The sequence below is a fragment of the Streptomyces xanthochromogenes genome (genome assembly GCF_014650455.1).
GTDB lineage: Bacteria > Actinomycetota > Actinomycetes > Streptomycetales > Streptomycetaceae > Streptomyces > Streptomyces xanthochromogenes.
Map to the genome: position 1 here is coordinate 226,462 of NZ_BMUZ01000005.1, position 22,760 is coordinate 249,221.

Consider the following 22,760-nt stretch of genomic DNA (forward strand, 5'->3'; position numbering starts at 1 on the left):
CGTCAGCTCCTCTCCGCGGTGCCACGGCCCTGCGGGGACGTGGGCGGCAGGGGGTCGGTGCGCGAGACCTGGGTCGCCGGATACGCCACCTGCCCCGGCGCGGTCGGCGGCGCCGGCACCTCGTCGATCCGCTCGGCGGCCTCGATGCGGCAGGCGCACACCTTGTACTCGGGGATCTTGGAACGCGGGTCGAGGGCGTCGATGGTGAGCGCGTTGGCGGCCGTCGGCACGGGCCAGTGGTACGGGATGAACACGGTGTCGGGACGGATGGCCTCGGTCACCAGGGCGGGAAAGACCTCGCTCCCCCGCCGGGTCACCACCCGCACCGGGTCGCCGTTGCGGAAGCCGTGCGAGGGGTGGACCTCGACCCAAGGGCGCGGGGTCTGCTCGACGAGCGCGCCGAGCCGGCGGGTCTGGTTGCCGGACAGGAAGTGCGCCACCGTACGGCCCGTCGTCAGCGACATCGGATGCTCTTCGTCGTACGGGTCCATCGGCGGGTGCCACTCGACGACCTGCATATGGATCTTGCCGTCCGGGTGCGAGGTCTTGCCGCCCTCGAAGAGGCGGGGCGTGCCCGGATGGTCGGTGGAGGGGCAGGGCCAGGCGATACCGCCGGTCTCCTCCAGACGCTCGTAGGTGATGCCGTAGTAGTCGTTGACCGTCCCGGCCGACGCGATGCGCAACTCCTCGAACACCTCGCGGGAGCCCGGATAGTCGAACTTGTCGCCCACCCCCAGACGCCCGGCCAGCTGACACATCACCCAGGTGTCGGTGCGCACCCCGGGCGGAGGCTCCTGCGCCTTGTTGTGCTTGACCACCCTCGCCTCGGCGTTGGCCATCACGCCCTCGTCCTCGGCCCAGGTGGTGACGGGGAAGACGACGTGCGCGTTGGCCGCGGTCTCGGAAAGGAAGAAGTCGAATTGAGCGTGGAACTCCAGAGTGTCGTAACCGTTCTTGACCGTCGCGTAGTTGGGCAGCGAGACGAACGGGTTGTTGCAGATGCCGATCAGGCCGCGGATCTCCTGGCGCTGCATCTGCCAGACCATTTCCATCATCGAGGTTCCCGCGGGCGGGAGTTCGCTCTCCTCGATGCCCCAGATCTCGCAGATCTGCCGGCGGTGTTCCGGATTCGAGATGGAACGGCCGCCCGGCAGGAGATCGGACTTCTGACCGTGCTCGCGTCCGCCCTGCCCGTTGCCCTGGCCGGTGATGGTGCCGTAGCCGGCGCCGGGCTTGCCGAGGTGGCCGGTGGCGGTGCACAGATTGATGACGGTCAGACAGTTCTCGACGCCCTGCGAATGGTGCTCGATCCCCCGGGCGTGCCAGGCCATCGCCCGCTTGGCGCCCGCGAAGGCCCGGGCCACCTGGACGACCTGCGAGGCGGGGATTCCGCAGATGTCGGCGGCCGTCTCGGGCGTGCAGTCGGCGACGGCGGCACGCACCTCGTCCCAGCCGGTGGTGTGCTCGGCGACGAACTCCTTGTCGACGAGGTTCTCCTCGATGACGACGTGGAGTACGGCGTTGAAGAAGGCCGCGTCGGTGCCGGGGCGCAGGGCGACGTGGATGTCGGCGGTGCGGGCGATGGCCGTCTCGCGCGGGTCGATCACGATGAGACTGGCCCCTCGGTCCCGGGCGCCCCACAGGTACTGGGTCATGACGGGGAAGCACTCCCCCACGTTCGACCCGGCGATCAGCAGGCAGTCGGTGAGCAGGATGTCGGAGAACGGATTGCCCGCCCGGTCGATGCCGAAGGCCAGCTTGTTGGCGCCGGCCGCGGACACCATGCACAGGCGGCCGTTGTAGTCGACGTGCCGTGTCTTGAGCGCGACCCGGCCGAACTTGCCGACCAGGTACGTCTTCTCGGAGAACAGGCTCGCCCCGCCGAGCAGCCCGAACGCGTCATTGCCGTACGCGCCCTGGATGCGGCGGATCTCGGCGACCGTGAAGTCGAGCGCCTCCTCCCAGGAGGCCTCGCGGAACGGCTCGTCGCGGGAGCGGCGCATCAGGGGCGCGGTCAGCCGGTCGGGGTGGTTGATCTGCTGGTAGGCGTTGATGCCCTTGGGGCACAGGCGCATCCGGTTGATGTCGTGGTTGCGGGGCTCGACCCCGAACACCTTGCCCGCCCGGTCGACCCGCAGATACATGCCGCACTGCACCCCGCAGAAGCAGCAGTGCGTGGGAACCAGGGTTTCGCCGTTCTGGTCGGCATGCCACTGGTCGGCGGGGATTCCGCCCGCGTCGCGGAAGTTGCGGGTGCCGGGCGGCGCGATCGAAGGGTCCAGCGGAATGGGGCTGCTCACTTGAAGCCCTTCTTGACGTGGCTGAGGTAGGCGGTGCCGCGCAGCACCCGCTTGCAGCGCGGGCAGTACTGGGCCCATGCGTCGAAGTCGAGCTTCAGATCGCGCATGGTGCCGCGCAGGTTCTCGACGTAGGGGGCGGTGTCGATGGGCTCACCGCAGCGCTTGCACGGGAAGACCTGCTCGTCCTGGCGGGTCGTGTACTTGAACAGCTGCATGCCGACCGCGGCCGGCCGCTGCACGATGTGGAAGAACTTCCCGAACGGGATGTAGATGAGCGTGAACACCACCGACACCATGTGCAGGATCGCCAGGAACTCGTAGCCGCCGCCGTGCAGGAAGATCGACGAGAAGGTGAGGAGGAGCCCGGTCACGGAGATGACGATCAGCGCGATCAGCGGGACGAGGTCGTAGCCGAAACGCTGGCCGGTGATGGCGCCGCGGTCCTTCATCCGCCGCCACAGGAAGTACGAGGCCCCCGGGATGACCAGGACGGCGGCGATGTCCAGACCGTGGAACATCAGCCAGCCGACCACGCTCAGCGCGTCGAACCCGAGGATCTTGAACCCCCAGATCCGCATCTCGTACCCCGGGCCCGAACCGGATCCCGAGGTGAAGGTGAACCAGCCCCAGGTCAGCGGGAACGTGATCGCGGCGGCCAGGATGCAGCCCCAGAAGATGAGCTGGTGGGCGGCCCAGCGGGCGTGCGAGCGGGCGCCGAGGAACTTCTGGAAGCCCAGGTAGGTGGCGATCATCTTCGGCAGGGCAGTGGGTGCCTTGCGGAAGTTGGCCACCGAGAACAGGCTGCGCCACCCCTGCTTGAACAGGCGGCGCGCGCCCGGAGAGGAGATCCACACGGTGTAGCGGTAGGCGACACCGAAGGCCAGGAAGACGGTGGCGACCGCGTACGGAAGGAGCGCGGAGTCGAAGTCCTTGAGCAGCCGGCTGCCGAACACGATGGCCAGGACCAGCAGCACGGAGACGGCCACACCGGCCAGGGTCGCGCGCAGCGCCACGGAACGCGGAGCACGCGCGACGGCAGCGGCCGTCACCGGTGGCGGCACGCCCGGTGAGGTCTCGTCCGGGGGTGCGGCGGGAGGCGCTGGGGGCTCGGTCACCTCCTCACGGTAGGGACATGAAGGGGTGGATCACCTGTTTTAGGGATCAACAGGGTGAGTCGTCGGCCTGGGCGAGTCCTCGGCCCGCGACCGGTCGTAGGCGTCGACGGCAGAGCGCGGACGGCAGTCGGACCGGGTTCTGAGCGGACTCAGACCGCGTTCAGGCCGTGCGAGGTGAAGATCTCGCGGGCCGCCGTCAGCGCGGCCGGGTTCGGTGACGGGGTGTCGTGGAGGGTGAAGTTCATGTCGAGGGCCTGCCACTTGCTCTCGCCCAGCTTGTGGAAGGGCAGGACGTCGACGCGGGACACATTGCCGAGGGAGGCGGCGAAGGAGGCGACACCGTCGACGTTGGCGGGGTCGTCGGTCAGCCCCGGGACCAGTACGAAACGGACGTGGACCTCCTTGCCGAGGTCCGCCAGCCGATGGGCGAAGTCCAGCGTCGGCTGCAGCGGCCGGCCCGTCACCTTCTGGTACGTCTCGCCGTCCCAGGACTTGATGTCGAGGAGCACCAGGTCGACGTCGCGCAGCAGCGCGTCGGTGGCCCGGGTGCCGAGGAAACCGGAGGTGTCCAGGGCGGTGTGCAGGCCCAGGTCGTGCTTGTAGCGGTGCAGCAGCTCGCCGGCGAAGACGGGCTGGAGCAGCGGCTCGCCACCGCTGACGGTGGCGCCGCCGCCGGCCGCCCGGATGAACGTCGTGTACTTGGCGGCCTCGGCGACCACGTCGTCCGCGGTGGTGCGCTTGCCGTTGCGCATCCGCCAGGTGTCGGGGTTGTGGCAGTACAGGCAGGTCAGCGGGCAGCCCGAGAGGAAGGTGACGAAGCGCGTGCCCGGGCCGTCGACGCCGGTCGACAGATCCCAGGAGTGCACCGAGCCGACGATCGGCCGCCGGGTGGCCGCCCCGGCGGGCGTGGTGGCGTCCTCGTCGCAACCGAAACGGGCCGGTCGGCCGACGGGGATCTCCGGGCTGAGCAGAACGGCCATGGCAGGACCTTCCTGGACTGGGACTGGCTGAGGTTGGAGCTGGGGGTGGGGGCGGGGGCGGGGTGGGGTGGGGTGGGGTGGGTGGGCGTGGGGGGGGTGGGGGGGAGGGGGCCCCACCCCCCCACGCCCGTTTTCTCAAAGCCCCCCGTGGAACGTCCGGTTGATGACGTCCAGCTGCTGCTCGCGGGTGAGGCGGACGAAGTTGACCGCGTAGCCGGAGACCCGGATGGTGAGCTGGGGGTAGTTCTCCGGGTGCTGCATGGCGTCTTCGAGGGTGGCCTTGTCGAGGACGTTCACGTTCATGTGGAAGCCGTTGCTGGCCATGAAGCCATCCAGGACCCCGGACAGGTTGTCGATGCGCTCGCGCGGGGTGCGGCCGAGGGCGTCGGGGGTGATGGTGTTGGTGAGCGAGATGCCGTCCTCGGCGTCGTCGTAGGGCAGCTTGGCGACGGACAGCGCGGAGGCGATGTAGCCGTGCTGGTCGCGGCCGTTCATCGGGTTCGCGCCGGGCGCGAACGGGGTGCCGGCCCGGCGGCCGTCGGGGGTGTTGCCGGTCTTCTTGCCGTAGACCACGTTGGACGTGATCGTCAGCACCGACTGGGTGTGGACGGCGTTGCGGTAGGTGGGGTGCTTGCGCACCTTCTCCATGAAGTCGTGCACGATCTTGGTGGCGATCTCGTCGGCGCGGTCGTCGTTGTTGCCGTACGCCGGGTAGTCGCCCTCGATCTCGTAGTCGACGGCGAGGCCCGTCTCGTCGCGGATGACCTTGACCTTGGCGTGCTTGATGGCGGACAGCGAGTCGGCGGCGACCGAGAGGCCGGCGATGCCGCAGGCCATGGTGCGCAGGATCTGCTGGTCGTGCAGCGCCATCTCGATGCGCTCGTAGGCGTACTTGTCGTGCATGTAGTGGATGACGTTGAGCGCGTGGACGTACGTCTTGGCCAGCCAGTCCAGCATCGCGTCGTACTGGGCGGCGACGGTCTCGTAGTCGAGGTGGTCGCCCTCGATGGGGGTGAAGCCCTCGACGACGAGCTTGCCGCTCTTCTCGTCGCGGCCGCCGTTGATCGCGTAGAGCAGGGCCTTGGCGACGTTGACGCGGGCGCCGAAGAACTGCATCTGCTTGCCGACGGCCATGGCCGACACGCAGCAGGCGATGGCGGTGTCGTCGCCGTACTTGGGCCGCATCAGCTCGTCGGACTCGAACTGGATCGCCGAGGTGTCGATGGCGACCTTGGACGCGAAGTCCTTGAATCCGGTGGGGAGTTCGCGGTCCCAGAAGACGGTGAGGTTGGGCTCGGGGGCGGGGCCGAGGTTGTAGAGGGTCTGCAGGGCGCGGAAGGTGGTGCGGGAGACGAGGGGGCGGCCGTCCTCGCCGATGCCGGCCATGGACCAGGTGACCCAGGTGGGGTCGCCGGAGTACAGCTCGTTGTATTCGGGGGTGCGCAGGAAGCGGACGATGCGGAGCTTGATGACGAAGTCGTCGATGAACTCCTGGGCCTGCTCCTCGGTGATGAGGCCGGCCTCGATGTCGCGCTGGAGGTAGATGTCGAGGAAGTTGTCGATGCGGCCGATCGACATGGCCGCGCCGTTCTGCTCCTTCACCGCGGCGAGGTAGGCGAAGTACAGCCACTGGACGGCTTCGCGGCCGGTGGTGGCGGGGCCGGAGATGTCGTAGCCGTAGGAGAGGGCCATGGCCTTGAGTTCGCCGAGTGCCTTGATCTGCTCGGAGATTTCCTCGCGGTCGCGGATGACGGTCTCCGTCGCCCAGGCTTCGCCGAGGCGGGCCTTGTCGGCTTCCTTGGCGGCGATGAGGCGGTCGACGCCGTAGAGGGCGACGCGGCGGTAGTCGCCGATGATGCGGCCGCGGCCGTAGGCGTCGGGCAGGCCCGTGATGATGCCGGAGGAGCGGCAGGCGCGGATCTCGGGGGTGTAGGCGTCGAAGACGCCCTCGTTGTGGGTCTTGCGCAGGTGGGTGTAGACGTCGCGGATCTCGGGGTCGGCCTCGTAGCCGTAGGCGTTGAGGGCGCCTTCGACCATGCGCCAGCCGCCGTTGGGCATGATGGCGCGCTTGAGGGCGCCATCGGTCTGGAGGCCGACGATGAGGTCGTTGTGGTCGGCGGGGGTGCCGTCGATGTAGCCGGGCTTGAAGGCGTCGATGCGGGACGGGGTCTTCACGTCCACGTCGTAGATGCCCTGCTCGATCTCCTGCGGGAACATCGACAGGAGCTTGTTCCAGACGGCGGTGGTGCGCTCGGTGGGGCCGGCCAGGAAGTCGGCGTCGCCCTCGTAGGGCGTGTAGTTCTGCTGGACGAAGTCGCGGACGTCGATGGCGTCGCGCCACAGTCCGCCCTTGAAGCCGTCCCAGGCTGCGCCGTTCTTCGTTGCCTCTGCGGGGGTCGCGGTCATGGCGGGCACCCTTCCGAATCGCCGTTGACGTGTCCTTCTGCGTCGTCGAGCGGTAGCTCTTCGACTGCTTCCATTCCACTCCTTTTGATCGATCAATTGCGGCGGCAGAGGTCACCAGATCCGGGCCGAAAGCCCCCTCCTTCACCTCCCCCATTTCTTGACACTGCCACTGACCTGCACATTCGGCCGGGACCTTGGGCCCTAGTTCGCTTGTGAAAGCATTCACAAGAATTTCCCCGCCGCGCACCTCCGGAACGCGAAGGGGCCCGCACGGAATGTGCGGGCCCCTTCGCCGTCGACCGAGAAGTCGACCGAGAAGTCGACCGAGAACCTGCCGCCTAGCTGGGCGCCTCCGCGCCCTTGCGGGCGTAGAACCACCAGGCGACCACGATGCAGCTGACGTAGAAGGCCACGAAGCCCCACATCGCGCTGGTCACCGCGAAGTTGGCGAACATCGCCGGGATGAAGAAGAAGCCGTACGCGGCGATCGCGGAGGTGAAGCCGGTGACCGCGCCCGCCTCCATCTCGGACTGCTTGAGCGCCTTGGCGTACTCGGGAGTGCCCTCGGTCAGACCCTTCAGGTGCTGGTTGCGGAAGATCACCGGGATCTGCCGGAAGGTCGAGCCGTTGCCGATGCCGGAGAAGAAGAACGCGGCGAGGAAGCAGCCGAAGAAGCCGAAGAAGTTGCCCGAACCCCCGCCGGTGGGAAGGAAGTTGATGACACCGATGATCGCGAGCGCCATGCCGACGAACGAGATGATGGTGACCTTCGCGCCGCCGAGCTTGTCGGCGATCCAGCCGCCGGCCCAGCGGGCCAGTGCGCCCAGGGCCGGGCCCATCCAGGCGTAGGTGGCGACGGAGTACGCCGGGAACGTCGTCTTGATCAGGAGCGGCAGGGCGGCGGCGAAGCCGATGAAGGAGCCGAAGGTGCCGACGTACAGCCAGGTCATCAGCCAGTTGTGCTTGCGCTTGAAGATGACCTTCTGGCGGCTGAACGGGGTGGAGGCGACCTTCAGGTCGTTCTGGCCGAACCAGGCGATCAGGGCGAGGACGATCAGGACCGGGACCCACAGGAACGCGGCGTTCTGCAGGTAGACCGGGGTGCCGTCCTTCTTGTGCTGGGCGGAGCCGATCGCGATGGTCGAGAAGGTGATGACGATCGGGGTCAGGAGCTGGACGACGGAGACGCCGAGGTTGCCGAGGCCGCCGTTGATCCCGGTGGCGTTGCCCTTCTCCTTCTTCGGGAAGAAGAAGCCGATGTTGGCGAGCGAGGAGGCGAAGTTGGCGCCGCCGATGCCGCAGAGCGCGGCGATGATCACCATGACGCCGTACGGGGTCGAGGTGTTCTGGATGGCGATACCGAGCCAGATCAGCGGCACGATCAGCACGACCGTCGACAGCGCGGTGAAGCGGCGCTGGCCGATCATCGGGCCGAGGAAGGTGTAGAGGATGCGGGCGGTGCCGCCGGTCAGGCCCGGTATGGCGGTGAGCCAGAACAGCTGGGAGGTGGAGAAGGTGAAGCCGACGTCCTTGAGGTTGGTCGCGGTGACGGACCAGACCTGCCAGACCACGAAGGCGACGAGCAGGGCGGGGACGGCGATCCACAGGTTCCGGGTGGCCACCTTCCGGCCGACCGACCGCCAGAAGACCTCGTTCTCCGGCTCCCATTCGGTGATGGTGCGGCCGGGACGATAGTTCGCCGGGTCGTACGAGCCTGTGGCGTCGGGGCCGGCGTCGTGCCGGGTGGATGGCTGGAGCGCGGAACTCATGGTGCTTCCCAGGGGGTTGAGACGAGTCCTGACATATCCAGGCTGCGCCTCACGCGCCCTCGCGGTGAGAGGCGAATGCCATGAGTGCGGGCGGCCCTAGGTCCCCGGGGCGGCGGCTGTACGGCCCGCGCCCGCCGCCGGAACCGGAAGCGGAACCGGGCCGGGCAGCCCCGGCCGACGGCCTCCCCGTACCGCCGGCGAACCGGCGCTAGAACCGGGAGACGGGGGCGTCGGCGAGGTCGACGACGGGGAGGCTGACGTCCGGGTCGTCCAGGCAGCGGCCGGTGCGCAGGTCGAACTCCTGCTTGTGCATGGGAGAGGCGACGACGGGGACGCCGTCGCGGCTGCCCATGATGCCGCCCGCGATGACGTCGGCCCCGGAGAACGGGTCGCGGTTGGAGACCGCGTACACCTGCCCCGTACGGGACTTGAAGAGCGCGGCCTCGCTGCCGTCGGGGAGCTTGGCGGGGCGGCCCCGGCCGGGTTCGAGGTCCTCGTGGGCGCCGAAGTCGACGTGGCCGAAGCGGTCGAGGGCGGCGGGGTCGGCGAGGACGGCGGCCCACTCGTCGCGGTAGGCGGCGACATGGCGGTCCATCTGCGCTTCGAGCTCGTCGCAGATGCCGAGGGAGTCGGCGAGCAGGACGTCCTTGAGGTGGTCGAGGCCGCCGTCGATGCGCTCGATCCAGGCCGCGGTGCGCTCCAGGCGTTCGGCGGTGCGCACGTAGTACATGAGGAACCGGTCGATCGTCTTGAACAGGTCGGCGGTGGACAGGTCGGCGGCCAGCAGATCGGCGTGCCGGGGCTGGGCGCCGCCGTTGCCGCAGACGTACAGGTTCCAGCCGCCCGCGGTGGCGATGACGCCGATGTCCTTGCCGCGTGCCTCGGCGCACTCGCGCAGGCAGCCGGAGACGCCGCCCTTGAACTTGTGCGGGGTGCGCAGGCCCCGGTAGCGGTTCTCCAGGTCGATGGCGAGCTGGATGGAGTCGCCCTGTCCGAAGCGGCAGAACCGGGCGCCGACACAGGACTTGACGGCCCGCAGCGACTTTCCGTACGCCTGGCCGGACTCGAAGCCGGCCGCGCCGAGGCGGCGCCAGATGTCGGGGAGCTGGTCGGCGCGGGCGCCGAAGAGGCCGATCCGCTGGGCCCCGGTGATCTTGGTGTAGAGGCCGTAGTCACGGGCCACCTCGCCGAGCGCGATGACCTGCGCGGGGGTGACCTCGCCGCCGGGGACGCGGGGAATGACGGAGTAGGTGCCGTCCTTCTGGAGGTTGGCGAGGAAGAGGTCGTTGGAGTCCTGGAGGGTGGCCTGTTCGCCGTCGAGTACGTGGCCGATGCCGAGTTCGGGGGCGAGGGTGCCGAGCACGTTGCCGACGACGGGCTTGCAGACGGCGCAGCCTTCCCCGCCCTTTCCGTGACGCTCCATCAACTCACTGAAGGACCGGATGTGTTCGCCCTTCACGGCGGCGTAGATCTCCGAGCGCGTGAGCTCGAAGTGTTCGCACAGGCCGCGCGCCTTCACGACGCCGGCGGCGGCGAGTTCGGCGTCGAGGACGGCCTGGAGCGAACCGAGGCAGCCGCCGCAGCCGGTTCCGGCCTTGGTGCAGCGCTTGACCCCGCCGATGTCGGTGAGCCCGTGCTCGGCGACGGCGTCGCGCACCTGCCCCTTGGTGACGTTGTGGCAGGAGCAGACGACGGCGTCGTCGGGCAGCGCGTCGGCGCCCGGCACTTCGCCGCCGGCCGGGGCGATGAACGCCGCTGCCGGGCCCGGGAGTTGGCGGCCGGTGTGCGGCTGGAGCGAGCCGTAGGCGGCGGCGTCGCCGACCAGGATGCCGCCGAGGAGGCGGCCGTCGGGGGCGAGCAGCAGCTTCTTGTAGACGCCCTCGCGCCCGTCGGAGAACAGCACCTCGACGGCGCCGCTCCCCGAGGCCGCGAAGGGGTCGCCGAAGGAGGCGACGTCGGCGCCCATCAGCTTGAGCTTGGTGGAGGTGTCGGCGCCGGTGAAGGTGAGGTCCGCGCCGCCCGCGAGGCGCTCGGCGACGGTCTCGGCCATCTGGTAGCCGGGCGCGACCAGGCCGTACACGCGGCCGTCGACGGTCTGGGCGCACTCGCCGATGGCGTAGATGTACGGGTCGGTGGTGCGGCAGTGCGCGTCGACGGCGACGCCGCCCCGGTCGCCGACGGCGAGCCCGCACTCGCGGGCGAGGCGGTCGCGGGGGCGCACCCCGGCGGAGAAGACCACGACGTCGGCGCCGATGCGGCGGCCGTCGCTGAGGCGCAGCTCGCGCACCCGGCCGGTGTCGTCGAGCTCGACCTCGTGGGCGCCGACGCCGGTGTGCACGGCGACGCCCATGGACTCGATGGTGGTGCGCAGGGCGGCGGCTCCGCCGTCGTCGACCTGGAGCGGCATGAGCCGGGGCGCGAATTCGACGACGTGGGTGCTCAGGCCGAGGGTGCGCAGCGCGCCGGCGGCCTCCAGGCCGAGCAGGCCGCCGCCGATGACGACGCCGGTGCGGGCGCCGTCCTGGGCGTAGCGGGTGAGCTGTTCGACGTCGTAGAGGGTGCGATAGGTGAAGCAGCCGGTGGCGTCCGCGCCGGGGATGGGCGGCACGAAGGGGTAGGAGCCGGTGGCCAGGACGAGCGCGTCGTAGGGGACGACGGTGCCGGAGGTGGTGGTGACCGTGCGGGCCGCCGGGTCGACGGCCTCGGCGGGGTCGCCGAGCCGCAGGTCGATGCCGTGCTGTTCCATGAACTGGGCGTCGGGCAGGGCGAGTTGGCCGGACGTGGCGCCGGTGAACGCGGACGAGAGGTGGACGCGGTCGTAGGCGGGGACGTCCTCCTCGGCGAGTACGGTGACGTGCCAGCCGGGGTCGCCGGGGCGGGCCAGGGCCCCGCGCTCGGCGAGGGCTTCCAGGAGGCGGTGGCCGACCATGCCGTGGCCGATCAGCACGAGGTTCTGCGCGGGCTGCGACATGGCATCGCTCCGGGGCTCGGGCCCGGCCCCTTCGACGGTGCTGGAGGTCCACACGGCGGGACTGGGCGGTCTACCCCCTCGACGCTAGACCGCCCGAACCCGCCCGGGCCCCCGAAAAAGCCCTCGCCACCAGGGACTTGCGGCCCCCGGGGGCGGGCAGTTGGACCCGGACCGTCCCGCTTCTAGGCGGGCGGGTTGAGCTTGCGGAAGTAGGTCCAGCTGGTCTCGTTGGGCTCGCTCCACTTCTCTGGGGCGTGCGCGTACTCCGGGTGGTGCTCGGCGATGTACGCGCGGGTGCGCTCGGGCACCTCGTCGTACGAGCCGAGCTTGCGGCCCCGGCAGTGGTAGGTGAGGCCGCCGGGCCGCTGGCCGCGTGCCATCCAGGGCAGCCACGGCGACATCCGGGTCCAGGACATGGTGGCCGGGACGCTGTCGGCGTCGCCCGCGAGGTCGGTGCGGTCGGCGAAGAACTGGAAGAGCTCCAGCGCCTTGTAGGTGTCCCCGGACGAGTGCAGGGGGTACTGGGCGACGGGCAGCGGCGAGGGGTAGGCGAGCGGGATCTCCAGGCTGAAGCAGACCTGTCCGCCGAGCTCGGTGGCCGGCACGGGGAAGGGGCGCCAGCGCTGGTTGGCCGGGTCGTTCCAGACGTGTACGACGGGCAGGTCCTGCCAGCTCTCCAGGATGTCCCTACTGATCGGGTCGAGGTAGAAGGCGGCCTCACGGGTGAGCAGCTGATACGCGTCCGGGCCTGCCTCGCCGTCCTGGACGAGGCGGGCCACGTTGACCCCCTCGAATCCGAAGAGCCGCGTGTACGGCTCGTCCGGCGCCCAGGAGTACACGTCCCCCGACCACCAGTAGGTGACCTCCTCACCGCCGAGGGAGGCACGGGTGCGGGCGAGGTCGCGGAGCTGCTGTGCGGGTGTGGTCATGCCCCCACTCTGCGCGGCTTCCCCACCCCGGGAAACCCCCACCCCCTTCTCCCCCTCACACCGCACGTGGCCACTCGCGCCCCCAACCCCCTTCTCCCCCTCGCGCCGCACGTGGCCACTCTCGCAGTTCCCCGCGCCCCTCAAACCCGCCTTCATCCGCAGGCCGTGCCCGCTTCTCGCGCAGTTCCCCGCGCCCCTGGCAGGACCGGTGCTGGGGCACCTACAGCCCGTCCGGCGATTGAGGACGAGCGCCCTTAAGGCGCGAACGGGGTCTGGGGCGGAGCCCCAGGGGCCGGAACCAACCAACGCCGGGCCACGGGCGGGCGGGCAAAAACCCCAGGAGGTTGCCCCGGACGAGCACAAAGGCCCCCCACCAGGGGACCTTGGCCGAGCCCGCCGCACGTGGACCCGCGTTAGCGTGAAGACGCCGGGGTGCCACGACACCACCCCGGCACCCACCACCCCCCACGGGAGGCCCGCGATGCTCGTGATCGCCGTACACGGCAGCTCCGCCCCGGGCGCGGGCGCCACCATCGCCCGTCTGGTGAGGGCACTGGACAGGCCCGCCCTGATCGCGCACCTGGACGTGCAGCGCCCCTCCCTCGCCGATGTCCTCGCGAGGAATCCCGGCGCCGTGGTCGTGCCGCTGCTCCTCGGCGAGGGCTACCACCGCCGCGTGGACGTCCCCGCCGTCGCCCGCCGCTTCCACTGCACCGTCACCGCCGGACTCGCGGGCGAGCCGGACGTGGCCCGCGCCGTGCACGACCGGCTGCTCGCGGCCGGCGGCCCCGGCGACGCGGTCGTCGTCGCGGGCGCGGGCTCGACCCGCCCGCACGGAAACGACGGAACCCGCGCCGTGGCAAGGGAGTTGAGCGCCGCCCACCCCGACATCCCCGTCCTCGACGCGTACTGCTCCGCCGCGCATCCCAGCGTCCGCGAGCGGGTCGAACAGCTCAGGGGTGCCGGGTTCCGGCGGATCACGATCGCCACGCACCTGCTGGCCCCCGGCCGCTTCACGCACGCGCTGGACGAGATCCGCGAGGCGATCCCCGGCGTCCACGCCGTGTCGGCCCCGATCGCCGACCACCCCCTGCTCGCGCGCCTTGTGCTGAACCGGTACGAATCCGTGCGCCCGGAAGTGTTGGCCGCCTAGCGCACCGGCCCGTCTGCTGTGCTGTGCGCATGCCCCGCATGACCGCACGCAGCCGCCACGAGGACCACCGCGCCTCGACCCCGCTGGAACTGTTCTTCGACCTGTGTTTCGTCGTCGCCGTCGCCCAGGCCGGCGCCCGGCTCGTCCACGCCCTGGCCGAGGGCCACGTCGGCGCGGGCCTGGCCGGGTACGCCGCCGTGTTCTTCGCGATCTGGTGGGCGTGGATGAACTTCTCGTGGTTCGCCTCCGCGTACGACACCGACGACGCGCTGTACCGGGTGGTGACCCTGATCCAGATCACCGGCGTCCTGATCCTCGCGGCGGGCGTGCCGCGCGCGTTCGACGACGGCGACTTCACGATCGGCGTCATCGGCTACATCGTGATGCGGCTCGCGCTCACCAGCCAGTGGCTGCGGGCCGCGTACAGCTGCCAGGACCCGGCCGAGCGCCGGGCGTGCCTGCGGTACGCGGCCGGGCTCGTGGTGTGCCAAGTCGGCTGGGTCGTCATGCTGTTCGTGCCGGACTCGGCGCGCACCTGGCTGTTCCCACTGCTGGCGCTCGCCGAGCTGAGCGTGCCGCTGGTCGCCGAACGCGACTACTCCACGAGCTGGCATCCGCACCACATCGCCGAGCGGTACGGCCTGTTCACCCTGATCGTGCTCGGCGAGACGGTGTCGGCGGCCACCATCGCCGTACAGGAGGCGCTGGACGAGCACGACGAACTCGGCGACCTCCTGCCGCTGGCGGCGGGCGGCCTGTTGATCGTGTTCGCGGCCTGGTGGATCTATTTCGCGGTCCCCATCCACGACCACCTCACCTCCAACCGGCAGGCTTTCGCGTGGGGTTACGGCCACTACGCGGTCCTCGCGTCGGCGGCGGCGATCGGCGCGGGCATGGAGGTGGCGATCGAGCAGACCGTCGGCAAGGCCCACATCTCGGCGAACGCGGGCGCGGCCGCCGTGACGGTGCCGACGGCCCTGTTCCTGCTGACGGTATGGCTCCTGCACTCCCGCCACTTCAAGCGCAGCACAGCCCAGCAACTGGTGCTGCCCGTCTCGGCGTTGGCTGTCCTTGCCTGCACCTTCACGGGCCACACGGCGGTCCCGCTGGCCGGAGCGGTGGCCGCCGTGACGGTCGCGATCGGCTGGACCCTCAACCGCGCCCGCCCCGAGACCCCCCGACCCGCGACCGCCCGGCCCTGAGACCGGCCGCCGTCAAACGGGCGGCCGGGCGGAACGCCCCCTGCGAGCGGGCAGGTTCTGGGACCAGCCCAGCCGCCTGAGCTCCGCCATGAACGCATACGGGCCCACCGTCATCGCCGTGTCGCAGACATGTGCCCCGTGCTCCTCCGCGATGGCCAGCGCCAGGCGGTACAGCGCGGCCGCCGACTCGTCCTGCGACAGGAATCCGGCGGCGCTCACCTCTCCCCCGCGCGGCTCGGCTCTCCCCGGTGGTCCGGGTGCGCCCGCACCTCGCGGGACGCCTCGTACCGCGCGGTCTGGTCACCGGCCCTCTCCGCCTCGGCGAGCCGCCCCATGGCCCGCGCACAGCCGTCGCACCCCTCGACGGGGTCGGCCTGGTACAGCCACGCGTCCAGGCTCGCCGAGGGCTGCACGGCCCACATCAGCGCTCACCCCCGACCGGGGTTCCGTACATCTCGGCCCGCCGACGCTCGGGCTCGGTGAGCGGCCGAAGCCGGTCCGGCGCCACGGCCCACTCCCTGCCGCCGCCGGGGGGCCGCAGAAACACCGACCCGGCGTGCCGGCTGACGATTTCCCCAACGCTGCCCGTGTCCATGTCGACTGCGTACCGCCCGTGTTGCATAGCGCTCGCCCTTCCCGCGTGCTCAAATCCTCTTCCAGGCAGCAGATTCACATCGGGATCGCTACCATCTGAAGCGTTTCAGCGCCCGACCAGGGATTTGGTCACGGCGGCATATGCCTGAGCAACTGACCTGTGTGCAGCGGACGTTGCCGAGTACGCCCACGACGGCGGGAACGCGAGTGAGATGACTGCCGAGCACGAGCCGGGCGGCGCAGACGCGCGTCGGCGGTTCGCCGAGGAACTGAAAAGCGCTCGGGAGCTCTACTCGGACGGCGCGATCACACAGACGGAAGCCGGCCGCCTCACCCGCACTTCCAAGAGCACGATCAGCCGAGTCGAATCGGGAACGGGGCGCATTCCTGATGAGCTTCCGGCCGCCCTTGACCGGCTGTTCGGGACCGACGGTCGATTCAAGCGCCTGTACGAGGAGGCAATCGCCTCCACCTTCCCCGTCCTGTATCAGCGCCGGATGGCGATCGAGCGGACCGCCATCGAAGTGCGGGAGTGGTCCCAGACGGTGGTTCCAGGACTGCTTCAGACCGCCGAGTACGCTCACGCCATCCTGCGCAAGGGCGACCCGAGGGCAAGCGACAGCGAGATCGCCAAATCCGTCCAGCTCCGGATCGCGCGGCAGGAAGTACTGCACGGGGCCGCACCACCGGTGCTGCGCGTGGTGCTGTGCGAATCAGTCCTGCGACGACAGCTGGCCCCTCGGGGGGTCATGAAGGCCCAGTTCGCGGCCCTGCTGGCCCAGGCCGCCCGGCCCACGACCAGCGTGCGCGTGCTGCCCCTGGACTCCGAGGCCCATTTGCTGCTGGAAGGCTCGGCCAGTTTTCTGACGACGCCAAACCATGTGACCGTGGTCTGTGTCGAGGCTTACCGTACGGCGGGAATCATCGACGATCCCGAACACGTCCGAAGGGCTGAGCACGCCTACGAGGAGATCACGGGTGAAGCGCTCACCAGACGGCAGAGCATGCACCTCATCCAGGCGCAGATGGAGAAGCTGACGTGAACAACCACACCCCCACCGAGTGGATCAAGTCCAGCCACAGCGGCCCCGAAGGGGGCAACTGCCTGGAATGGGCGCCCACTTACGCGCAGGCAACCGGCATCGTCCCCATACGCGACAGCAAGCACGGCCCCCGGGGCGGACCCACCATGACCACCACCCCCGCCGCCTGGGCGGCCTTCGTGACCGGGCTCAAGGCGTAGCGCCACTCGCATCCGCAACACCGAGCGCAGCCAAGGGGTTTCACCCCCCGGGGAGCGGCCGGGAGGCACGTGGTAGGGATGGCCACCATGACGAACCCCGCGCCCATGAACAACTCCCTCACCGACGTGCCCGGCTTCCGCGTCGGCCACGCCGCCGTACCCGGGGCCGACGCGCTGAGCGGTACGACCGTCGTCCTCGCGCCGCCCGGGGGTGCCGTCGCCGCCGTCGACGTGCGCGGGGGCGGCCCCGGCACCCGGGAGACCGACGCGCTCGATCCGCGGAACGTCGTCGAGCGGATCGACGCGGTGGTCCTGACCGGCGGCAGCGCGTTCGGCCTCGACGCGGCGGCCGGGGTGATGGCCTGGCTGGAGGAGAAGGGGCGCGGGGTGCGGGTGGGGCCCGAGCCGCACCAGGTGGTGCCGGTGGTGCCCGCGGCCTGCGTGTTCGACCTGGGACGCGGCGGCGACTGGCGGGCCCGGCCCGACGCCTCGGTGGGCCGGGCCGCGGCGGAGGCGGCCGGGGCCGCCGGTACCGAGGTCGCCCTGGGCAACGTGGGGGCCGGGACGGGCGCGGTGGTCGGCGCCGTCAAGGGCGGGGTCGGCACGGCGAGCGTCCGGCTCGCCTCCGGGGCGACGGTGGCGGCGCTGGTCGTCGTCAACGCCGTCGGCTCGGCGATCGACCCGCACAATGGGGCGCTGTACGGGGAGTACGGTGACGGGTCCCTTCAACTGCCGGGCGCAGAGGCACACTTGAGGGCCCAGGAGCTCATTGCCAGGTCCCGCGAGCGGATGGGGCTGCCGCCGCTGAACACGACGCTCGCCGTCGTGGCCACCGACGCCCCGCTCAGCCGGCCGCAGGCGCAGAAGCTCGCCGGGACCTCGCACGACGGCCTGGCCCGCGCCCTGCGGCCGGTCCATCTGATGCACGACGGGGACACGGTGTTCGCCCTGGCCACCGGGGCGCACGGCGACCCCGCGGACGGCCCGCTCGACTCCGCGGAGCTGAACCACGTCCTCGCCGCCGGGGCGGACGTCGTCGCGCGGGCGATCGCGAGGGGCGTGCGGGCCGCCGAAAGCATCGACGGGCCCGGAGGGACATTCCCCTCTTATCGTGATCTGTACGGGAGTTGAGCTCCCGAAATCCCTCATTGTGACCGCCGTCACAATTGAAAGTCGCAACCGGTTGGCCCATTTGGGTTCTCTATGCCCGTACTGGATTCAATTCGCAGTACATAGCGCAGACATGGAGCAGCCCGTGACACCGCCGGCGTCGGACAACGCAGCGCAGCCTCAGCAGTTCAGCACCCCGCGCACCGCGCGTCCGCTCGCCCGGCGTCGTGTCCGCCTCGTCGCGGGAGCGGCCGGCCTGCTGGTCGGCGCGCTCGCGCTGACCGCCTGCGGCGGCGACGCCAAGGCCAACGACGACGCCAAGAGCGGCAAGGGCGCCGACGCCTCGGCCGCCAAGGACGCCTCCACACTGAAGATCACCATCTCGGCGAAGGACGGCTCCACCAACGCCTCCATCAACGACGTCACCGTCAAGGCCGAGGGCGGCAAGCTCTCCGACGTGACGATGACCGAGGCGCAGGGCGGCAAGGCCGTACCCGGCACGCTGGCCGCCGACGGCCTGTCCTGGAAGCCGACCGGCAAGGTCGAGCGGGGCACCCAGTACAAGATCACCGCGAACGGCAAGGACGACAAGGGCCGGGCCGCGACGGAGAACTCGCAGTTCACCACCGTCTCGGCCAAGGACAGCTTCATCGGCACCTACACCCCGGACGACGGCTCCACGGTCGGCGTCGGCATGCCGGTGTCCTTCAACTTCAACAAGGCGATCACCAACAAGAAGGACGTCCTCTCCCACATCACGGTGACCAGCAGCAGCGGGCAGCAGGTCGTCGGGCACTGGTTCAACTCCCAGCGCCTGGACTTCCGGCCCGAGGAGTACTGGAAGGCCGGCTCCAAGGTGACGATGAAGATCGACCTGGACAAGGTCGAGGGCGCCAAGGGCGTCTACGGCGTGCAGAAGAAGAACGTCACCTTCACCATCGGCCGCAACCAGGTCTCCACCGTCGACGTGAAGACACAGGAGATGACCGTCCAGCAGGACGGCAGGACCATCAAGACGATCCCGGTCTCCACCGGCAGCGCCGAACACCCCACGTACAACGGGCAGATGGTGATCTCCGAGAAGTTCACCCAGACCCGGATGAACGGCGACAGCGTGGGCTTCGGCGGCGAGTACGACATCAAGGACGTGCCGCACGCGATGCGCCTGTCCACCTCCGGCACCTTCATCCACGGCAACTACTGGGGCGACCCGTCGGTGTTCGGCAACGAGGGCACCAGCCACGGCTGCGTCGGCATGCGGGACGTGAAGGGTGCCGCCGGTGACACCACGGCCAAGTGGATGTTCGACCACAGCATGATCGGTGACGTCGTCGTAGTGAAAGGCTCGCCCGACAAGACCATCCCGCCGGACAACGGCCTGAACGGCTGGAACCTGCCGTGGGCGCAATGGACGGCCGACAGCACCTCCTGACCAACTCCCCTTCTGTTGAAGGAACTTCACCGGCCGGTAACCCATGTGTGGGCTGCCGGCCGGAAAAGTTTCGGCCATGCCCGCTGCGCGGAACGCCCCCAGGGGCTACGTTGAGCACCTTCTACGTGACCAACAGCGACGGCCAGGAGAAGCCTTGGTGCTCCATGTGCCCCACCCGCTCGACGGCGAGCGCGGCCCCCATGAGGAATCGGCCCAGGAACAGCTGGCCGCGCTCCTGGGACGGGCCCTGAACTCCTTCGATCTGCCGGACGAACTCGTCGAGCGCCTGGGCCTGGCGCTGGCGCACACCACCTCGCTCCATTCCTCGCTGCACACCTCGGCGGCGGGAACCGGCGGCCACCGCCTGAGCCGCGAGACGTGGCGGCACTGCTATCTGCTCCTGGACGGCACCACCGTCACCCTGTGGGAGCTGACCCACCACGACGGCCGCGAGTACACCCACGAGGTGTACGCGACCGAGGACGACGCCCGACTGGCCGCCGCCCGGCTGCGCCGCAAGGCGCTCCCGACGGCCGGCGCGGACGACGAACTGGACGCCCTGGTGGCCGAGTTGAACGGCATCGGGATCGGACTCGGGATCGGGGGCCCCGACGGGCACCACCAGGACGTCGAGGGTTTGACCGGCGGCTGGGAGGCCGGGCCCGGCCCCGACGCCGCCATCGTCCGGGACCGCACCGCGCCCCCTTCCGGCCGCGCCCCGTACGCCCACGACGACTCGGCGGACCACGCGCGCCGACTGCTGCGGCGCGCCGAGAACCCGGACCGGCCCGACGAGCACGTCACGCTCAGGCTGCGGTCCGCGCACGGGCACCGCATCACCCAGGCCTTCGGCCGGCACTGCCGCACCGGTGGCCGCGACGCCGCGTTCACGCTGTACGAGCACGCGTTCCGGCTGCTCGACGGCGACGAGCTGAGCCTGTGGGAGGTCGAGCACACGGCGACGCCGGACGGCCGCCACATGTGCGAGGTGTACGCCACCGAGCAAGCGGCCCGGGCCGCCATGGAGCGCCGGGCGCACGTGGGTTGAGCCCCGCGCGGGGTCTGGGCGCAGGGCCGGGGAAGCGGTGCGGGACGGTCAGGAGCTGCGCGGGTCGAGCTGGCGGATCAGCCCCGCGAAGGCGTCCCGCTCGGCCTCGGTGAGGGCCACCGCCTCCCGGGCGGGCGGCCCGGCCTGCCGGCCCACCGCGCGCAGCGCACGCATCGAGTGCCACTCGGCCCGGTCGGCGCGCTCGCGGCGCAGTATGCGAACAAGTCCGACGACCCAGGCGACACTCGCCGCAGCGAGGACGGAAAGGCCTATCTGCTGAATGATCGTGATGTTCTGAGCCACGCGCCCCAGTAGACAACACCGGCCGGGACTTGCGGCAGGGGCTGAAGGGACTTTGGTCCTCAAGTGGTACATGTCACGTCATGGCAGCCGAAGACGCCCGGACCCCAAGGGCCGGGCGTCCCGTGCGGAAGGGCCGGGTCTCAGGCGGCCACCGCCACCTCCCGCTTCTCGGCGGAGCCGGCCGCCGCGCCCTCCGGCTCCGGGCGCTGCTTGCGCAGGCCCTTGAGGAGGACGACCAGGGCCGCGCTGACCACCGTGCCGGCCACGATGGCCAGCAGGTACAGGAGGGCGTTGCCGATCAGCGGGACCACGAAGATGCCGCCGTGCGGAGCCCGCAGGGTGCAGCCGAAGGCCATCGACAGGGCGCCGGTGACCGCGCCGCCCGCCATCGCGGAGGGGATGACCCGCAGCGGGTCGGCCGCGGCGAACGGGATCGCGCCCTCGGTGACGAAGGAGGCCCCGAGCACCCAGGCGGCCTTGCCGTTCTCGCGCTCGGTGCGGGTGAACAGGCGCCCCCGTACGGTCGTGGCCAGGGCCATCGACAGCGGCGGGATCATGCCCGCGGCCATCACGGCCGCCATCACCTTGAAGCTGCCCGCGGTGCCGTCCGCGAGCCCGCCGATCGCGAAGGTGTAGGCCACCTTGTTGAGCGGGCCGCCGAGGTCGAAGCACATCATCAGGCCGAGGATCACGCCGAGGACGATCACGTTGGCGCCGTTGAGCCCGTTGAGCCAACTGGTCAGCGCGGACTGGAGCTTGGAGATCGGCTCGCCTATGACGAGGAACATCAGGAAGCCGACCACCGCCGAGGAGATCAGCGGGATCACCACGACCGGCATGATGCCGCGCAGCGAGACGGGGATCTTCACCTTCTGGATCGCCATCACCACGGCGCCCGCGATCAGACCGGCCGCGAGGCCACCGAGGAAGCCGGCCTTGATGTCGAGGGCGATCGCGCCGCCGACGAAGCCGGGCACGAGACCCGGCCGGTCGGCCATCCCGTACGCGATGTAGCCGGCCAAAACCGGGACGAGGAACTTGAAGGCGACGCCGCCGACCTGGAAGAGCAGCGCGCCCCAGCTGCTCGTGTCGGTCCACAGGAAGTGGTCCATGACCGAGGGCGCGTCGCTGACCTTGTAGCCGCCGAGCGCGAAGCCGAGCGCGATGAGCAGTCCGCCCGCCGCGACGAAGGGGACCATGTAACTGACGCCGGACATCAGCCACTTGCGCAGCTTGGTGCCGTAGCCCTCGCCGGGCTCGCCGGCCGCCTCCACGGGGGACGGCTTGGCGCCCGCCTCGGTGATCTCGCCGCGGGCGGCCTTGTCGCGCACCTCGGCGATCAGTTCGGCGGGCCGGTTGACGCCCGCCTTCACGCCGACGTCCACCGTGGCCTTCCCGGCGAAGCGCTCCTTGTCGCGTACGGGCACGTCGTGCGCGAAGATCACGCCGTCCGCCGCCGCGATGACGTCCGGGTCGAGCCGGGTGAACCCGGACGAGCCCTGCGTCTCGACGCTGACCTCCACGCCCTCGGCGCGCCCGGCCCGCTCCAGGGACTCGGCCGCCATGTAGGTGTGGGCGATGCCGGTCGGGCAGGAGGTGACGGCCACGATCCGGAAGGGCCGGTCCGCGGCGGGGGCTGCGGGGGCCTGCGGGGCGGGCGCGGACGTGGGTTCCGGTACCGCCGCCTGCGGCGCCTCGTCCCGGGTGGCCGTGGCCGCCTCCTCGCCTGCGATCAGGGCCGCCGCCTCGCCGGCCGTCGTCGCCGCGCGCAGCGCTGCGGTGAAGTCGGCGTCCATCAGCTGGCGGGCCAGGTTGGACAGGATGGAGAGGTGGGCGTCGTCCGCGCCCGCCGGGGCCGCGATGAGGAAGATCAGGTCGGCCGGGCCGTCCGGCGCCCCGAAGTCGATCCCGGCGGCGCTGCGCCCGAAGGCCAGCGTCGGCTCGGTGACGTGGGCGCTGCGGCAGTGCGGGATGCCGATGCCGCCGTCGAGTCCAGTGGGCATCTGGGCCTCGCGGGCCGCCACGTCGGCGAGGAAGCCGTCGAGGTCGGTGACGCGGCCGAGCGCGACCATCCGCTCGGCGAGCGAACGGGCTGCGGCTTCCTTGGAGTCGGCGGCCCGGTCGAGTTCGAGGTCGACCAGTTCCGCGCTGATCATCTGGCTCATCGCGGGCTCCTTTGCGGGCGGTGAGGGCGGGCGGGGGTCA

At 70.6% G+C, this 22,760-nt stretch carries 18 protein-coding genes; 7 read left to right on the forward strand and 11 right to left on the reverse strand.

Annotated elements, in window-relative coordinates; genetic code table 11:
- Positions 1 to 2 precede the first annotated feature (2 nt).
- The 7 genes from IE267_RS15220 to IE267_RS15250 form a co-directional block, all read right to left on the reverse strand.
- Positions 3 to 2,300 carry a molybdopterin oxidoreductase family protein gene (locus IE267_RS15220; protein WP_229861193.1) on the reverse strand — a complete coding sequence of 766 codons (2,298 nt, stop codon included), beginning with the start codon at positions 2,298 to 2,300 and terminating at the stop codon, positions 3 to 5.
- Complete coding sequence (locus IE267_RS15225; RefSeq protein WP_167159285.1) at positions 2,297 to 3,415, reverse strand: MFS transporter; 1,119 nt, start codon at positions 3,413 to 3,415, stop codon at positions 2,297 to 2,299. The genes IE267_RS15220 and IE267_RS15225 overlap by 4 nt, the downstream gene beginning before the upstream one ends.
- Before the next feature lie 149 nt (positions 3,416 to 3,564).
- On the reverse strand, positions 3,565 to 4,395 hold the full coding sequence (pflA, locus tag IE267_RS15230; RefSeq protein WP_189763585.1) for a pyruvate formate-lyase-activating protein: 831 nt from the start codon (positions 4,393 to 4,395) through the stop codon (positions 3,565 to 3,567).
- Positions 4,396 to 4,530: 135 nt separating this feature from the next.
- On the reverse strand, positions 4,531 to 6,801 hold the full coding sequence (gene pflB, locus IE267_RS15235) for a formate C-acetyltransferase (RefSeq protein ID WP_189763586.1): 2,271 nt from the start codon (positions 6,799 to 6,801) through the stop codon (positions 4,531 to 4,533).
- 338 nt (positions 6,802 to 7,139) lie between these two features.
- Positions 7,140 to 8,570 carry a NarK family nitrate/nitrite MFS transporter gene (locus IE267_RS15240; protein WP_167159279.1) on the reverse strand — a complete coding sequence of 477 codons (1,431 nt, stop codon included), beginning with the start codon at positions 8,568 to 8,570 and terminating at the stop codon, positions 7,140 to 7,142.
- 208 nt (positions 8,571 to 8,778) lie between these two features.
- Entirely contained in the window at positions 8,779 to 11,541 is a 2,763-nt protein-coding gene (gene nirB / locus IE267_RS15245; RefSeq protein WP_189763587.1) for a nitrite reductase large subunit NirB, read from the reverse strand.
- Positions 11,542 to 11,723: 182 nt separating this feature from the next.
- Positions 11,724 to 12,470, reverse strand: a complete 747-nt coding sequence (locus IE267_RS15250) for a DUF1838 family protein (protein WP_189763588.1) — start codon at positions 12,468 to 12,470, stop codon at positions 11,724 to 11,726.
- A 481-nt stretch (positions 12,471 to 12,951) separates the two neighbouring features.
- On the opposite strand from IE267_RS15250, the gene IE267_RS15255 reads away from it, so the two are divergent.
- Together IE267_RS15255 and IE267_RS15260 are read left to right on the forward strand one after the other, a co-directional pair.
- Positions 12,952 to 13,623 (forward strand): sirohydrochlorin chelatase, encoded by a 672-nt coding sequence (locus tag IE267_RS15255; RefSeq protein WP_189763589.1) that lies wholly within the window; start codon positions 12,952 to 12,954, stop codon positions 13,621 to 13,623.
- A gap of 29 nt (positions 13,624 to 13,652) precedes the next feature.
- Positions 13,653 to 14,825 carry a low temperature requirement protein A gene (locus IE267_RS15260; protein ID WP_189763590.1) on the forward strand — a complete coding sequence of 391 codons (1,173 nt, stop codon included), beginning with the start codon at positions 13,653 to 13,655 and terminating at the stop codon, positions 14,823 to 14,825.
- A 12-nt stretch (positions 14,826 to 14,837) separates the two neighbouring features.
- Here the strand turns inward: IE267_RS15260 and IE267_RS15265 are convergent, their stop codons facing one another.
- Positions 14,838 to 15,044, reverse strand: coding sequence for a hypothetical protein (locus IE267_RS15265; RefSeq protein WP_167159269.1), 207 nt, complete (start codon positions 15,042 to 15,044; stop codon positions 14,838 to 14,840).
- Complete coding sequence (locus tag IE267_RS15270) at positions 15,041 to 15,247, reverse strand: hypothetical protein (protein ID WP_167159267.1); 207 nt, start codon at positions 15,245 to 15,247, stop codon at positions 15,041 to 15,043. Before IE267_RS15270 ends, IE267_RS15265 begins: the two co-directional genes overlap by 4 nt.
- Positions 15,248 to 15,631: 384 nt before the next feature.
- Between IE267_RS15270 and IE267_RS15275 the strand changes: the two genes are divergently transcribed.
- The 5 genes from IE267_RS15275 to IE267_RS15295 all read left to right on the forward strand — a co-directional run bounded on the left by IE267_RS15275 (position 15,632) and on the right by IE267_RS15295 (position 20,252).
- Positions 15,632 to 16,462, forward strand: coding sequence for a helix-turn-helix domain-containing protein (locus IE267_RS15275; RefSeq protein ID WP_189763591.1), 831 nt, complete (start codon positions 15,632 to 15,634; stop codon positions 16,460 to 16,462).
- A complete protein-coding gene (locus tag IE267_RS15280) occupies positions 16,459 to 16,662 on the forward strand; it encodes a DUF397 domain-containing protein (RefSeq protein WP_189763592.1) in 204 nt (67 codons plus the stop codon). The genes IE267_RS15275 and IE267_RS15280 overlap by 4 nt, the downstream gene beginning before the upstream one ends.
- 87 nt (positions 16,663 to 16,749) lie before the next feature.
- Positions 16,750 to 17,793 carry a P1 family peptidase gene (locus tag IE267_RS15285; RefSeq protein WP_189763593.1) on the forward strand — a complete coding sequence of 348 codons (1,044 nt, stop codon included), beginning with the start codon at positions 16,750 to 16,752 and terminating at the stop codon, positions 17,791 to 17,793.
- A 112-nt stretch (positions 17,794 to 17,905) separates the two neighbouring features.
- Positions 17,906 to 19,204, forward strand: coding sequence for a L,D-transpeptidase (locus IE267_RS15290; protein WP_189763594.1), 1,299 nt, complete (start codon positions 17,906 to 17,908; stop codon positions 19,202 to 19,204).
- 157 nt (positions 19,205 to 19,361) lie between these two features.
- A complete protein-coding gene (locus tag IE267_RS15295) occupies positions 19,362 to 20,252 on the forward strand; it encodes a DUF6227 family protein (RefSeq protein ID WP_373304552.1) in 891 nt (296 codons plus the stop codon).
- Positions 20,253 to 20,300: 48 nt separating this feature from the next.
- Here IE267_RS15295 and IE267_RS15300 read toward each other — a convergent pair whose 3' ends face one another.
- Together IE267_RS15300 and IE267_RS15305 are read right to left on the reverse strand one after the other, a co-directional pair.
- The gene (locus IE267_RS15300) at positions 20,301 to 20,555 is read right to left on the reverse strand and encodes a hypothetical protein (protein ID WP_161256030.1); all 255 of its coding nucleotides are present in this window, start codon (positions 20,553 to 20,555) and stop codon (positions 20,301 to 20,303) included.
- Between the two features lie 140 nt (positions 20,556 to 20,695).
- Positions 20,696 to 22,720, reverse strand: coding sequence for a PTS fructose transporter subunit IIABC (locus IE267_RS15305; protein WP_189763595.1), 2,025 nt, complete (start codon positions 22,718 to 22,720; stop codon positions 20,696 to 20,698).
- Positions 22,721 to 22,760 lie beyond the last annotated feature (40 nt).